Here is a 15,107-nt window from a genome sequence, read left to right on the forward strand (position 1 = left end):
GCGTTCGCCTCCTGGTCCACCGGGGGACGGCGGCTTCTCGGTGTCCCACTGCGCGAGCAGCACCTCCGCGGGCGGCGCGCTGCCCGCGGGAGCCAAGCGCTGAACGGGCATTGTCATCGGAAGCACACGAGAGCAGTTGCTCGGCGACGAGGTGGGGGACCAGTAGGGCTGTGGTGCCGGCCTTCCGGTCGAAGGCCACCTGGTATGGGGCGATGACCGAGGCCTCCCACAAGATGAGAGCGGCCCGTTCCGGCTCGCTGTGGTGGGTCCGGGGGAGGGGGGCGCCTTGACTGCCACGAGCTGCCATGGCGTCTGACGGGGCGGCGGGCTTCCTCGCGGGGCCTGGCTGATCCAGTCGGGGTGAGCCGGTCGAAGCGGTGGCCTTGTCATACAGGCTTCGAGCCGGTCAGCACCGGGCAGCCGGTCCTGAGTCGGCTCCGAGGTGTTCCCGCGAGGCGTCGCGCCGCGTTTCTGCGTCGAGCGTCGAGCGGAGGCGATCTGCGTACGGCAGGTCTTCGTGCCGGGTCAACCAGTCGGCTGCCAGGCGCATCACGTGGACTCTCTGGATGGGCGAGAGCGCCGGCAGAGCGAGCAGATCCTCGATGACCAGACGTACCTTCGGCCCCATGTCGTGCTCTTCGAGCCAGCTCAGGGCGCTGTCGACGGCGCGGGATCGTCGGTCCTCGTCGAGGGCCGGGTGGCGCAGGACACCGGAGAGCACGGAGCGGGACTTCATCGACCGGTCGGTGCTCAGACGGTCCAGAGCGATGTCGATGCCGATGCGTGCCTGTTCGACGGACAGGTCTGAGCGTGTGAGGAAGGAGGCGAGCACCGGGCGCTGGACCTTGCCGCCGTGGCAGGCGAGCCACCGCAGGCTGACGTCCGCGAGGGACCGTGCCTGATTGCGCGTCAGCCCATCGAGCTGGCTGAGCATGACGGCCATGAGCACGTGGGCGTCTGGATGCGCGAGGAGCGCGGCGCATCCGAGACGGATGGCACGCTGTAGCTGTGCGGACGGCAGGTCCGGCAAGCGCAGGAGGGAGCCCAGTACGGAACCGAACGCCTCGTGTTCCGGGTGGCTGTCGAGCCACGTGAAGGCGAGCGTGACGGCGGTCCGAGCCTGGTCCTGGGTGAGTTCCTCGCAGTGGATGAGCAGGCGAAGGAGTATGGCCGGGGCGGACTGGGCGTCAGGTTCCGACCCCAGTCGGGCGAGGAGGAGGGCGGCGGCGTCCGCCACGCTGTCGGCGGACAGCAATGTGCCCAGGACGCGGGAGCCTGCCGGGTGGTCGGCAGGCCCCTCGGCCGCCCACCAACGGGCGACGGCGATCATCCTGGGACGCAGCTCCGGCGGACACCCTTCCGTGGACAGGAGTCTTTGCACGACCCGGCCCGTGCTCGGGTACACCTGTCCCGTCTCCAGCCAGTCCAGTGCGCTTCGGATCAATGTCGCGCGGTCCGGGTCCGGGAGGTGGTCGTCTTCGAGGAGAACACACAGTTCCGGACCGATGTTCGAGCCTGGGCGCAGATCGGAACGCAGCCACACGAGGCCGTGATCCACGAGTTTCCGGCGGGCGGCCGTCACGATGTCCGCGCGCTGCAGGAACGCACGGATCACGGGTGCGACTCCGAGGGACCGGTACGGAGTGAGCCACGCCAGTACGCCCGCGACCACTCTCTCCAGTCGATCCCTGGAGTGGTTCATGCCGAGCAGGCGTTTCAGCAGCGCCGGCGTATGACGCCAGTCGGGCCGGGAAGACACCCAGGCGAGGGTGCAGTCGACCACCAGGTCCTCGGTCCTCGGCGAAAGGTCGGGGCGCTCGATCAGTGCGAGCAGAAGGTACTCCGTGTCGGTCTGTCCGCCCCGGCGAACAAGCCATCCGACGGAAGCCTCGACAAGGAATGCGGGAGCGGGATCCATACCTCGCAGGGCGGCTGTAAGAAACGGCTGCGCGGTGTGGTCGGCCTCGGCGTGGGAGAGCCAGGGAGCAACCAGTGTGTTCCACACAGAGCGGTCGAACCCTTGCCAGGGCCGGCTCGTCACCATCGTCAGCAGCGCCTGGCCGCCGTCGTCACCGGCTCCCGCCAAGAGGTGGCCGAGCGGATCCATCTGGGCCGTGAGCCATTCCCGGCAAAAGCGTTCCAGGGCAGCGATCCGATGGGCGGGGCCATGCGCTGCCATGTCGACGGCCAGCCGTCGGAGATGGCCGGTGAATAGGGAGAACGTACGTGCATGCCGCGTGAACGCGGCGAAGAGCGCACCGGCGGCGCCTGCGTCGACGCTCCATCCGGGAGAAGGCATCAGTGACTGCAGCAGGAGTTCGTCGGTGACGATGTCGTGGACCACGACCAGCTGACCGCCGACCTCATCGAGCCACCCAAGAGAGATCAGCGTGTCGACGACGCGCCGCCCTCCGAACGGAACGGCCAGCCCACCGGCCACCGTGAGGAACGTGTCGATGGCCTGTTCGACGACCATCCGGGACTGTGGGCTCGCCACGACCGCCACGGTGAAGGCCAGCTGCTCGATGGCAGGGGTGGTGATACCCAAGGGGGAGGGGCTGAGTGCGGGGCTCGTGGTGAGCGCGTCCCGGCGCATGCCCTCGCGCAGCCAGTCCAGCAGCTCGCCGGGCCGGACAGATGCCGCCACCCCCGGTGTGTGCTCGGCCAGCCCCTGCTCCTCGATCGCCCGCGCGATCAACAGCGCGATCACCGGACGCCGCCCGCAGATCCGGGACAGCGCCTCGTTCCCCCATCGGCGCACGGTTTCGGGTGCCGTGTGGCGGACTACCTGGTCGATGATCGCGGACTGGTGTGGCCAGTCCTCTCGTACGTAGATCTCGTCGAGCACTCGGCTGCTGCCACGGAGCTGAACCGTGGGCAGGGATCCGGGCCGCACGGATGCCAGGCACGCCACGGTCACGCCACGTCGCTTGGCCTCCGGGATCAGCACTTCGGCGAGGACGCGCAGGTCGACCTGTGGGCAGGCGTCGAGGTAGTCCAGTATCAGCAGCACCCGTCGGCGGCCGCACGAGACGACGGACGCGGCCACGTCGTCGACCGTCACGGCGCTGTCGGGCTGGACGTGCAGGACTTGCCAGCCCGCGCGGTCCGCCCGGTGCGCGACCTCGAAGCATGTCCGCGTCTTGCCCGAACCGGCTGGTCCGACCAGCAGAGCCCCTCGTGAACGGCCAGTGCTCAGCCGGGCGAAAAGGAGGTCCGGATGCGATGCGTGGTCCATCCCCGGCTGGATGAAGGGCAGGTGCTCCTCGTCGAGAAAGCTGCGTCGTCCGAGTAGGCGCTGCATGACCTCGGCATGGGTGCGTACGCGACCGAGCACGGCTGGGTCGAATGGCGTCGGCACGATGTCCCCCGGCGGCACCGGCTCCACCCCGTGCTCGGCCAGCAGGCGCACGAATTCAGGATCTCGGGACACCTGGGAGAGGTCGGTCGCGGTGAGGCTCGCCGCGCCGGATGGAACGTGATGGCTCGTGCACACGCCGACGAGAACGCCGTCTTGCGTGATGACCCCTGCCCCGGATACCCCCTGCCAGGGGGATCCGCTTGACTCCAGCGGCGCAGGGCTGCTGAGGGACAGCTCCATCTCGTGGCTCCCCAGGAAGGAGCCCAGAAGGATCGACCCGGTCAACTGACGCGATTTCGGTACATCTTGACGCGACGCATGGTCGGGGAACCCGATCGCGATGAACGGTACCGACTCCACGGTTCGGGGCAGGACGCCCCACCGGGCGGGAGGGATGAGGGGCCCGCCCTCCCCGAGAACCAGGAGGGCGAGGTCCACCTCGTCGATCCGGTGCCGCAGCACCGCGGTGACCTGAAGCCTCTGCGCCGACTGCCCTGGCGGTCTCACCTCATAGCGGTCACCGGGCCGGATGAAGCCGTGGCCAGCGCAGATGGCCAGTCGTGAGGCGAGCATGAAACCGGAAGCGGCGAATCGAGGGACGCCGTCGGATCCGCGGCGCACCACCATGGCCACACGCTCCAGGGGCTGCTGCGCGGCGATCAGATCAGCCACAGCCGACGCCACTCTCGGAGGGCCGACTCATTCACGAGGTCAGTCCTCCAGAACGGCTCCACGCCCCGAATCCGTCAGGACCGAGCCGCCGTTGGCCGTCTCGGCCGAGAGTTCCAAAGACACGGTGTGCGTGGCGGAGGCGCCCCCGGTCGCCTTACCTCCAGCCGACAGCACCCAGAACTTGACGCCGCCCTGGGCCTCTGCCGATGCCGTCACCGCGACCTGTACGTCTAGCTTCACCGACTGCACTCGAAGCCGGACCGGTTGACCCTCGCCGTCCGCCATCGCCTGCGCCAGCTCACCACGCAGTGCCTTGATGGTCTCCGCCAGGCCGATCTCCACCAGTCCCCCTCTTCCGGACCGCTGCCGCCGCCATCGTGCCTGTGCGGTGATGGTGGCGGAGACGGCCTACGTGATCACCCAATCATGGTAAACGGTCGAGCCGAAGGTGTTCGGGGTCTGCTTCGAGGAGGGGCGCTATGGTCATGTCAGGCCGCCTGTGCGGGATCGACGCTACAGAGTGACGCGATCGGAGACGGGTCCGGCTCCTCCTGCGTGCCGGAAACAATCTGGGTCGGCTGTGTGTTGGCCGGAGGTTGGTCGCCGCTACCGAGGCTGATCTGTGGCCGGCGGCTTCACCCGGGACGCCGTCCCCGCCGTCTGTGAATGCCGATACGCGATCGACCTGGTGCGCCACTGCTGCTTCGGCAACGAGCACGTCGGCCGTGTGGCGGTGGCCTCCTTTGCCGGCCGGGCCGAAAGCTGGCAGCCGAGCACGTGGCACGGCGATGGCGCAGCGGACCGCGACCGGGGCTGAGGTCATGGCGGAGTTGGCCGCAGGCCAGCCCCGCCCCGCCTTCCGGCCGCGGTCGCCCCTATGCCGTGCAGTCGTATTGCCTGGCAGGGTTGTCGACGGCCTTGAGCATGAGCGTGCGGGAGGTGTGGGCTGCTCGCCCGGGTGGTTGCGGCGCCCGCGCACGCCACGGGCGCGGGCGCCGCCAAGGCCACCGGGGCACGCCGGGCCCGCGTCCGCGGCGGTACGGGACGCCGGTCGGCGGGCGTCCCGAGGGGCGCGGCTCAGGCCGACGCCTCGTTGACGGCCGTCATCGGCACGTCCTTCCGCTCGGCGCCCGGAGGTCTTCGTCGGCCGCGGTTCGATGGTCCGTGACGGACAGGCCCACGGGCCCCTGGGCGGCGGTCATTTCGCGGCGACCGGGCCGCGCATCCGGTCGCTCATCCACTTCAGGTCACCGTTGAACAGGGTGTCCGTGTACTTGTACCCGTCGTGGCCGCCCTCGAAGGACGTCACCCGGGTCTCTATCGGGCCCTTGGTGATCTCCTGGCGGAGCTTGTCGAGAGCCGCGACCTCCTGCTTCGGCTCCTTCGTGCCCATGAGGAAGGAGATCGCCACCTTGTGGCCGGTCGCGGGCCCGGTCGAGGGGTCGGGCGGGGGACTGCTCTTGGGGCTGCTCTTCGAGCCGGCCTTGGCGCTGCTCGACGGGCTGCTCGTGGGGCCGCCCGCGGCGGCGCTCTTCTTGATCAGCTGCTCGGCCAACCAGGCCGGGCTGTTCTCCTGCTTCTCCTTCGGATGGCCGTTCCACAGCGGCGAGTCGGGGGCCGCGTCGGGCCCGCCCGCGATCGCCACGCTGAACCGCTCGGGGTACTGGAGCACCATCTTCATGCCCACGTAACCTCCGGAGGAGGAGCCGAAGAAGCCCCAGCCCTTCGGGTCGGCGTAGGTGCGGAAGTTCTCCCGCACCAGGTCCGGGACGTCGTCCGAGATCCAGGTGCCCATCTTGGGCTGCCCCGGTATGTCGCTGCCGTCGTAGTAGGTGTCCTTGTTGGCGTTCAGCACCGGCATGACCACGATGAAGGGCAGGCTCTCGCCCTTGTCGGCGGCTTCCCCGATCCGTTCCTGGAGGCGGAACTCCTTGGAGAAGAAGTAGTTCGTCGGGTAGCCCACGGCGCCGGGCAGCGCCATCAGCACCGGGAAGGCGCTGTCCTTGTACTCGGGCTTGCCGTACTGCTTCGGCACCCAGGCCCACACCCGGCCGGTGAAGCCGGACTTCGGCCCCGTCAGGTCGGTGCGCACCACCCGCGTCCCGTCCGGCAGCTCCCGCTGCGTCGTCCACTCGCGCGGGTGGGTCGGCATCCGGACGTCGCCGGCCTTGTTGCTCTCCTCCGGCTTCGCCGTCTCCTTCGGGGCGAAGGAGACGGGATCGCCCTCGCTGGAGCAGCCGGACAGTGCGGCGACGGCGGACAGGACGAGGGCCGCGCAGAGCGTGGCTGAACGGTGTTTCACTCGGACTCCGGTGCAGACTTACGGATCTCGAACGGGGGCTCGAACGGATCTCGCTCGTATAGATCGGTACGGCGACATATCGGTTCCCACGAACCAGCACGAACGGGACCGAGCGCGAACATGCCGTCCGGGTCAGGGCGCGAGCCGCTCCGTAGTCACCCGGGTGCGGGATGAAGGCGATGGCGATCCGGCGGCCGGTGGCGTCGTCGGGAGACTCGCGCGGCCGGAGCAGGTCACGGCTGCGGGCTCAGCGGGTCCGTTCGGCACCACGCCGGGTCGGTATCGGGGAACTCCGCGATCGGGCGATAGTCCGGCCCGCGCCGCGATTCTCGGTGTTCGTGTCGATCCGCGAGCAGCGGTCCGCTCATCAGGGCACGAGTACGATGCGCCCGCGCCGGCCGCGCGAGGCCAGAGCGTCGTGGGCGGCGGCGGCTTCCGCGAACGGCATCGTCCGATCCACTCGGAGGGTGACAAGGCCTGTCGATGTCGAGGCGGGGGCGGGGCGCGGGTGCGCGTGGCCTGGTCGGCGTACGGGCCGGATCCAGCCGTCCGTGTCGATCTCCCCGATGCGGTCTGCGGAGACCTCGACGATGCGGACCGCCCTGGACGCGGTGAACGTGAGCGTTGTCCATCGGCCAGAGGCGGAGGGCGAGTTGGGCGTCGCCGGCCAGCTGTGCGGCGCGCGCTCCGGCTCGGCGGATGCCTTGCGGTGACTGCCGTATCGTGCCGTGTTCAGGTCAGAGGTCGTACCGGAAGCAACCGATACGGCCGTGAGGCCGTCTTCGGGGTCGCTGTGGGGCCGGGGCGTGGTGACGCGCGCGCGGGTCGGTTCCGGGGCACCCGGGCCGGCCGCCGGACCAGCGGCCTCCCGGTGTCGGGGACACCCGGAGGTTCATCTGGTGGTGGCGCGGGCAGGCTCTTCGATGATGCTTTCGTCCCACTATGGTGTGATAAGCAGGCTGCAAACGGTGGAGTTGCCGGGGGGCACCCCACCGCGATCGCAAGACCAGTGGGGAAGGAAAACGGGGCTTATGGGGGACGACGGCATCCGGTTCACCGTGCTCGGAGCCGTACGGGTCGTCCGGGACGGAAGTGTTCTGACCACCGGGTCGCCGCAGCAGCAGGCGCTGCTGGCCGCGCTGCTCATGCGGGCCGGCCGGGCCGCGCCCGCACACGAGCTGCTGGCCTCGATCTGGGGCGAGGAAGCACCGGACTCCGCCCTGTCGAGCCTGCGCACCTACGCCTGGCGGCTGCGCCAGATCGTGGAGGAGGACCGCACCGCGCCCAAGGTCCTCGTATCGCTGCGCGACGGCTACCAACTGCTGGTCCCGCCCCGCTCGGTGGACGCGCTGTACGCCGAGGAACTGGCGGCCGGAGCCGCGCGGGCCCGGGCGGCCGGGCGGGAGGACGAGTGCGGCAGGCTGCTCGCCGAGGCCCTCGGTCTGTGGAGCGGCGAGCCGCTGGCGGGCGTGCCGGGACCGTTCGCCGAGCAGCAGCGCTCGCGGTTCACCGCGCTGCGGCTCGCGCTGGTCGAGGAGCGCTTCGAGCACGACCTGCGGCAGGGGCGGCACGCGCTCGTCATCCCGGACCTCATCGGCTTCACGCACGAGCAACCGCTCCAGGAGCGGCCGTACGGCTTCCTGATGCGGGCGCTGTACGCGGTGGGACGGCAGGCCGACGCGCTCGCGGTGTTCGGCCGGGCCCGCCGGGTCCTGGCCGAGGAGCTGGGCATCGACCCCGGGCCCGAACTCAACTCGCTCCACGAGCGGATCCTCGCGAACGACCCGCTCCTGATGGGCCATCTGGCCGAGGTACGGGACCAGCCGGCCGACCTCTCCGCGCCCGAACCGGAACCGGAACCGCCCGCCGAGGCGCCCAAGGAAGCACCCGCGCCCACCCGTCCCGCCCAGCTGCCCGCCGACATCCCCGACTTCACCGGCCGCGAGGACCAGGTCCAGGACCTCTACCAGGCCCTCACCGACCCCGCCCGCCCCTCCCTCGCGGTGGTGTCCGTCACCGGCATGGGCGGCATCGGCAAGAGCACCCTCGCCCTCCAGGTCGCCCACCAGGCCAAACAGGACTTCCTCGGCGGCCAGCTCTACGCGGACCTGCGCGGCAACGGCATGGAGCCCGCCGACCCGGGAGCCGTCCTGGGCAGCTTCCTCACCGCGCTGGGCATCCCCGGCCAGAGCATGCCCGCCTCGACCGAGGACCGGGCCCTGCTCTTCCGTACGACCCTCGACGGGCGCCGCATCCTGGTCGTACTGGACAACGCCCGCGACCCCGCTCAGATCAGGCCGCTGCTGCCGGGATCCGCCGACTGCGGAGTGATCGTCACCAGCCGGGCCATGCTCGCCGGGCTCTCCACCACCATCCAGAGCGACCTGGACGTCTTCGACACCGCCGAGGCGATCGCCCTGCTGCGGGCGATCGTCGGAGCGGTCCGCATCGAAGAGGAACCGGAAGCCGCTGCCGAACTGGTCACCCTGTGCGGCCACCTCCCGCTCGCCGTGCGCATCGTGGCGGCGCGGCTGGCGGCCCGGCCCCGGTGGCGGGTGGCGACCATGACCGGCCGCCTCGCCGACGAACGGCTGCGCATCGGCGAGCTGCGCGCCGGAGACCTGGCCGTGTCGGCCGTCTTCGAACTCGGCTACCGCCAGCTGACGCGTCCCCAGGCGCGGGCGTTCCGGCTGCTCGCGCCGTTGACCCGGCAGGGCATCGGGACGGCCGCCGCGGCGGCGGCGCTGGGCATGGACGAGTACGACGCCGAGGAACTGCTGGAGGCACTGGTCGACGCGGCCATGCTGGAGGCGCCGCTGCCCGGCCACTACCGCTACCACGACCTGGTGCGCTCCTTCGCGCTCCAGCTCGTGGTGTCCGATCAGCCGGGATCAGAGGGGGCCGACGGCGACGAAGGGGCCGCGGCACTGGGGCGGCTCCTCGACTTCCTGCTGGACGGATCGTGTTCGGCCTTCCAGACGATGGTCCCGGGCGACCCGGTCGGCGCGATCCTCGGCGGCAGGCCCGAGTCCGGGCCGCGCTTCGCCACGCTCGCCGAGGCGCGCGCCTGGGTGACCGAGGAATTCGACTGCGCCGCCAACGCGGCGGCCCTGGCCGCCGCCCAGAGCTCCCCGGGCGGACCCACCCGGACCCTGCGCAAGGCCGGCGACCTGCTGGTCGCCCTCAGCCCTTTCGGGCAGGACATCCAGTACCTGCAACTGGCCACGGCCGCCCGCAAGGTGGCCGACGCCGCAGCGGCGCGCGGCGACGACCAGGCCGAGGCGCGGGCGCGGTTCGTGTGCGGCAACGCCGCCCTCCAGCACACCCGGCTGGCCGAGGCCGAGCTGCACGCCCGGCTGGCGACCGAGGCCTGCGGGCGGGCCGGGGACGACGTCATCCTGCGGCAGATCCTCAACGACCGGGGCCTGATCGCGCAGTGGCAGCGGCGCTTCACGGACGCGGTGGACTTCTACGACCGCGCGCTGGAACTGGCCCGGCGGCTGGGACACCGCTCGGGGGAGCTCACCACCGAACTGAACGCCGCCCAGGCCCGGCTGCGCAGCGGCCGCCCCGCCGAGGCGGTGGTGGTGTGCGAGGCCGCCCTGGACCGGCTGCGCAGCGAGCAGGACCCGCACGTGACTTCGTACGCCTGGTACGTCCACGGCATGGCGCTGCACGAGCTGGGGCGGCACGCGGACGCCGTCGTGAGCTACACCGCCTGCCTGGAGGTCTGCGCCTCGGCCCGGCTGCGGGGACGGGAGACCCAGGCGAGGTTCCGGCTCTCCGACAGCCTGCGGGACCTGGGCAGGTACGACGAGGCGCTGGCGGAGGCCGAACGGGCCCTGGCCTTGAGCGAGGAACTGGGCTCCCAGCGGGAGCGCGGGCACTGTCTGCTCGCCCTGGCCCGCGCCCTGGCCGAGACCGGGGACGGCACGGCGGCGTCGGCCCGTGCCCGCCAGGCCCGCGACATGTTCGCCCTCCTCGGGCTGCCCGACACGGACCAGGCCGAGGACCTGGAGCGGACGCTCGGCGGGCCCGTGGGCGCGAACGGCTGAACGGCTGAACGGCTGAGAGGCCGAGCGGCCCGGCGACGGGAGGCACCGGGCGGCCTGGTCGATGACCGCGCCCGGGGCCCGCGGCGGGCTGTGGTTCAGCCCTGGCTGTTCCACTCGGTCGGGTCGATCGGGCCACCGGCGAGGACGGTCACGGTGTGCCCCGGCGCCGGAGCGTCGTGGTGGGAGACGGCCACGGAGAACAGCGAGGCGGCGCAGCCGACGGCGACGAGGATCGCGGCCTTGCGCAGGACCAGGGACTTGATGGATCGCTTCATGGGGTGCCGTCCGCTTCGTGGATCGATGCCTGTGTACGGGAGAGAGCCGGTAAGACGGTGAATCTTTCGGCTGCTCGACAACAAGACTGGTCCAGTCCGCTCTACGACGGATATATGCGGGATAACCGGCTCCCCGCCCGTTGTCGGCGCACCTGAGGATCCTCCGTATATGCGCCCCGTGCAGCATTCCGACCGTGCGGTGGTCGGCCACTGAGCCGGTGCCGCCCGCCGGACCCACCACCCGGTCCGTCCGGACCCGCGCACCGCACCGACCCGGCCCCGGCCGACCCCGACCACGCACCGTACTCCCACAGCTGCCCCCGAACCGCCACACGATGGACCCGGGCCAGCGGAGGTTGCCATGACTGCCCTTCCGTCTCCTTCGACCGCGCACCCCTCCTCTGCCGCGCACTCGGCCGGCCTCAGCTTCGAACTGCTGGGCGAGGTCCGGGGCTGGCGCGGCGGCGCCGAGCTCCAGCTCGGCGCGCCCCGCCAGCGCGCCCTGCTCGCCGTCCTGCTGCTGCGCGCCGGTTCGCCCGTCGGCCGCGACCACCTGATCGACGGGATCTGGGGCGACACCGCCGTGCTGGACGGCGCCAATCTGGTGCAGGCCTACGTCTCCAAGCTGCGCAAGCTGTTCGAGCCCGACCGGGCACCGCGCACGGCCGGCGGCGTGCTCACCCGGGTCGGCGCCTCCTACCGGCTCTCCATCGCGCCCCAGCAGTGCGACCTCGGCCGGTTCGAGCAGTCGGTGGCCGACGCCCGGGCGCTGCGGGCGGCCGGGCAACCCGACGTCGCCGAACGAACCCTGGCCGCCGCCCTGGCCTCCTGGCCCGGCCCCGCGCTCACCGGCGTGACCGGCCCGCTGCTCGACGTCGAACGCACCCGGCTCGCGGAGCTGCGGCTGGCGGTCGTCGAGGAGCACGCCGAGCTCTCGCTCGAACTCGGCGGCCACGCCCGCCTGGTGCCGCACCTGCTCGTCCTCACCGCCGAACACCCGTACCGCGAACGGCTCTGGGCGCTGCTCATGGTCGCGCTCTACCGGGGCAGCCGACAGGCCGACGCGCTGGCCGCCTACCAGCGGGCCCGGCACACCCTGATGGAGAACCTGGGCCTGCTGCCCGGCCCGGAGCTGCGCGGGATAGAGGAGGCGATCCTCGGCGGACGCCCCGACCCGTTCACCCGCTTCGCACCGGCCGATGTGGCCGCCGCCGCGCCGGGCCACGAAGGGCTCGGCGGCGTACCGGCCGCGTCGTACGGCGCGACACCCGAACCCGGACGCCCCCACCTGACCCTGGTCGACCCGGCGCCGCTCACCGCACCCGCGCCACGCACCGCAGCCCGCGGCCAGCACGGCCGACACGGCCCCTGGGCCGACGGTGCGGCCCGTATGGCCCGCTGAGCCACCCCCGCCCACCGTCCTCCCTTCCCACCCGTCCGTCGCCCCACCGCCGTGCGCCGCGCCTCCGGGCCCGTGCACGGCGGTGTTCGCCATGGCCGAAATCCCGTCGAGACAAGGAAGCGCCACCCCATGACAGTCCAGACCGACACGGCTCCGCCGGACGATCCCCGCCCGGTCCCCGGACCGGAAGCCGCCGAGGTGACCGCGGCCGACCCCGGCACGCCCGCCCCCGCGCCCCGCACCCGGCGCCGACGCCTGCGGCGGATCCTCACGCGCACCGCGGTCGCCCTCACCGCCCTGGTGCTGCTGGCAGCCGGCAGCCTGGCCGGGTACGCGTACTGGACGGTCCAGCGCTCGCTGCCGCAGCTGTCCGGCAGCACCGGCGTGCCCGGTCTGCGGGGCGAGGCCCGGATCGTCCGGGACGCTTCCGGCATCCCGCAGATCTACGCCGACAACGCGCACGACCTGTTCATGGCCGAGGGCTACGCCCAGGCCCAGGACCGGTTCTGGCAGATGGACACTCAGCGGCACGTCACCTCGGGCCGGCTCGCCGAGATGTTCGGCCCCGGCCAGGTGCAGACCGACAAGGTGGCGCGCACGTTCGGCTGGTACCGGGTGGCCGAGCAGGAGGTGACCATGCTGTCGGCGCAGACCCGGGCGTACCTGCAGGCCTTCTCCGACGGAGTGAACGCCTACCTCGCCCGGAACGAGGGCGCCGAGCTGTCGGTGGAGTATCCGGTGCTCGGATTCGTCTCCGGAGACTACCGGCCCGAGCCGTGGACCCCGGCCGATTCGGTGTCCTGGCTGAAGACCATGGCCTGGAACCTCAACACCGGCATGATCGACCAGTTCCAGCAGGCGATGCTGGCGGCCCGGCTGCCCGTGGGTACGGCCGACGACCTCTTCCCCGGCTACGACTTCCAGCGCTGGTCGCCTATCGTTCCCGACCGCACACCCGCCGCCGCACCCGTACCCGCCACCGCGACCGCAACGGCGGCTTCGGCCCCTGCCCCGGTCCCGGCGGCGCCCGCCGTCCCCGCCGCGGCCTCCACCGCGCTGGCCGACAGTGCGGCGGTGCGCAACGTGCTGGCCGCCGTCCTCGGCCCGCAGGGCATCGGCATCGGCTCCAACTCCTGGGTGGTGGCGGGCAGCCGTACCACCACCGGAAAGCCGCTGCTGGAGAACGACCCGCACCTGACCCCCTCGCTGCCGGGCATCTGGTACCAGGTCGGTCTGCACTGCACCCGGATCAGCCCCGACTGCCCCTACGACGTCAGCGGCTTCACCTTCGCGGGCATGCCGGGCGTGGTGATCGGCCACAACGCCGACATCTCCTGGGGCTTCACCGACCTGGGCGCCGCCGACTCCGACCTGTTCGTCGAGAAGGTCAGCGGTTCCACCTACGAGCACCAGGGCGAGCAGCGGCCGATGACCGTCCGCCAGGAGCAGATCAAGGTGGCGGGCGCCCCTCCGGTGGACCTGACCGTCCGCTCGACCCTGCACGGCCCGCTGATCTCCGACGTGCTCAAGTCCGCCGACGAGGTGGCCGACGACGGCAAGGAGCCCGACGTCCCGCCGCGTGGCGCGCAGGAGGACTACGCGGTGGCGATGCAGTGGACCGCGCTCGACCCGGCCCCCACCATGGACGCCCTCTTCGCCCTGGACCGGGCCGCGAACTGGAACGAGTTCCGCGCGGCCGCCGAGGTCTTCGCCTCGCCGGTGCAGAACATGATCTACGCGGACACCGCCGGGAACATCGGCTACCAGACGCCGGGCCGCATACCCGTCCGCAAGGCGGGTGACAGCCGCCACCCGGTACCGGGCTGGACCGGGGCCTACGACTGGACCGGCTACCTGCCCTTCGACCAGCTGCCCACGAGCTTCAACCCGCCGGAGGGCTACATCGTCACCGCCAACAACGCGGTGGTCGGCCCCGGTTACCCGCACCTGATCGGCAGCAGCTGGGGCACCGGCTACCGCAGCCAGCGGATCGCCCAGCTGATCGAGCAGGGCGGGAAGCTGGACGTCGCGGCGATGGAGCGGATCACCCAGGACAGCTGGAACGGCAACGCCGCCACCCTGGTGCCCCGGCTGCTCCAGGTCGGGGTCGGCCCCGAGGCCCAACCGGCCCAGGACCTGCTGCGTGACTGGGACTTCACCCAGGGCGCCGACTCGGCCCCGGCCGCCTACTTCAACGCGGTCTGGCGCGAACTGCTGGAGAGCGCGTTCACCGACCGGCTGAGCGCGGCCGGAGTCAAGGGCTACGCCTACCCGGACGGCGGCGGTCGCTGGTTCGACGTGGTGCGCGGCCTGCTCGGCGAGCCGGACAGCATCTGGTGGACCAGCGCCACCGACCCCTCCGTGCACGGCCGTGACGCGATGCTGCGCCAGGCGATGGAGCGGGCCGCCACCGACCTGCGCAAGCGGCTCGGCGACGAGCCGCACAAGTGGCGCTGGGGCGCCCTGCACACCCTGACGCTGGAGAACCCGACCCTGGGCACCGGCGGCCCGGCCCCGCTGCAGTGGCTGTTGAACGCCGAGCCGGTCGGGGTCGGCGGCGGTACCGATTCGGTGCTGGCCAACGGCTGGGACCCGCAGAAGGGCTTCGAGGTGATCTGGGTGCCCTCGATGCGGATGGTGGTGGACCTGGCGGACTTCGAGCGCTCCCGCTGGATCAATCTGACCGGCGCGTCCGGCCACGCCGGTGCGGACACCTACACCGACCAGACCGGGCTGTGGGCCAAGGGCGGCAGTCTGCCCTGGCCGTACGGAGCGGCAGCGGTGGACACGGCGGCGCGCGACCGCCTGCGCCTCACTCCCTGAGCCCCTTCCGGAAGCAAGCGGCCGACCGGGTCTTCGGCCGGGTCTTCAGTCGGTCTTCAGTCGGGCTTCAGTCCGGCACACGCGGGCCGTCGGCGGTGTCACCGCCGACGGCCCGTCGCGCGTCAGCGGATCGGCAGCCGGGCTGCGGTGCCCGGCCAGACGACGGACAGAGCGGCACCGACCGGCTGTCAGCGGAGGGCAACCGTGCGGTAGGCGG

At 71.8% G+C, this 15,107-nt stretch carries 8 protein-coding genes; 3 read left to right on the forward strand and 5 right to left on the reverse strand.

From position 1 onward, the window contains the following. Positions 1-406: 406 nt before the first annotated feature. The 4 genes from ACFYOB_RS17360 to ACFYOB_RS17375 form a co-directional block, all read right to left on the reverse strand. A complete protein-coding gene (locus ACFYOB_RS17360; protein ID WP_388560661.1) occupies positions 407-4,033 on the reverse strand; it encodes a trypsin-like peptidase domain-containing protein in 3,627 nt (1,208 codons plus the stop codon). A 39-nt stretch (positions 4,034-4,072) separates the two neighbouring features. After that, positions 4,073-4,375 (reverse strand): trypco2 family protein, encoded by a 303-nt coding sequence (locus tag ACFYOB_RS17365; protein ID WP_388560663.1) that lies wholly within the window; start codon positions 4,373-4,375, stop codon positions 4,073-4,075. Positions 4,376-5,231: 856 nt separating this feature from the next. Further along, positions 5,232-6,335, reverse strand: a complete 1,104-nt coding sequence (locus ACFYOB_RS17370; protein WP_388560665.1) for an alpha/beta hydrolase — start codon at positions 6,333-6,335, stop codon at positions 5,232-5,234. A gap of 367 nt (positions 6,336-6,702) precedes the next feature. Continuing rightward, a complete protein-coding gene (locus tag ACFYOB_RS17375) occupies positions 6,703-7,071 on the reverse strand; it encodes a zinc-binding dehydrogenase (protein WP_388560736.1) in 369 nt (122 codons plus the stop codon). Between the two features lie 295 nt (positions 7,072-7,366). Here ACFYOB_RS17375 and ACFYOB_RS17380 point away from each other — a divergent pair, with 295 nt between their 5' ends. Next, positions 7,367-10,390: a BTAD domain-containing putative transcriptional regulator gene (locus ACFYOB_RS17380; protein WP_388560667.1), complete on the forward strand. Its 3,024-nt coding sequence runs from the start codon at positions 7,367-7,369 to the stop codon at positions 10,388-10,390. A 95-nt stretch (positions 10,391-10,485) separates the two neighbouring features. On the opposite strand, the gene ACFYOB_RS17385 is transcribed toward ACFYOB_RS17380, so the two are convergent. After that, the gene (locus ACFYOB_RS17385; protein ID WP_388560669.1) at positions 10,486-10,665 is read right to left on the reverse strand and encodes a hypothetical protein; all 180 of its coding nucleotides are present in this window, start codon (positions 10,663-10,665) and stop codon (positions 10,486-10,488) included. Positions 10,666-11,026: 361 nt separating this feature from the next. Here ACFYOB_RS17385 and ACFYOB_RS17390 point away from each other — a divergent pair, with 361 nt between their 5' ends. Continuing rightward, the gene (locus tag ACFYOB_RS17390; RefSeq protein ID WP_388560671.1) at positions 11,027-12,067 is read left to right on the forward strand and encodes a BTAD domain-containing putative transcriptional regulator; all 1,041 of its coding nucleotides are present in this window, start codon (positions 11,027-11,029) and stop codon (positions 12,065-12,067) included. A gap of 129 nt (positions 12,068-12,196) precedes the next feature. Continuing rightward, entirely contained in the window at positions 12,197-14,890 is a 2,694-nt protein-coding gene (locus ACFYOB_RS17395; protein WP_388560672.1) for a penicillin acylase family protein, read from the forward strand. Positions 14,891-15,107 lie beyond the last annotated feature (217 nt).

The sequence above is a fragment of the Streptomyces sp. NPDC006463 genome, from assembly GCF_042870715.1.
GTDB lineage: Bacteria > Actinomycetota > Actinomycetes > Streptomycetales > Streptomycetaceae > Streptomyces.

What these genes read in the sequence shown, in the direction of transcription:
- ACFYOB_RS17390 (WP_388560671.1), top strand. Translation starts at nt 11,027, where the DNA reads ATGACTGCCCTTCCGTCTCCTTCGACCGCGCACCCCTCCTCTGCCGCG.
- ACFYOB_RS17380 (WP_388560667.1), top strand. Translation starts at nt 7,367, where the DNA reads ATGGGGGACGACGGCATCCGGTTCACCGTGCTCGGAGCCGTACGGGTC.
- ACFYOB_RS17385 (WP_388560669.1), bottom strand. Translation starts at nt 10,665, where the DNA reads ATGAAGCGATCCATCAAGTCCCTGGTCCTGCGCAAGGCCGCGATCCTC.
- ACFYOB_RS17395 (WP_388560672.1), top strand. Translation starts at nt 12,197, where the DNA reads ATGACAGTCCAGACCGACACGGCTCCGCCGGACGATCCCCGCCCGGTC.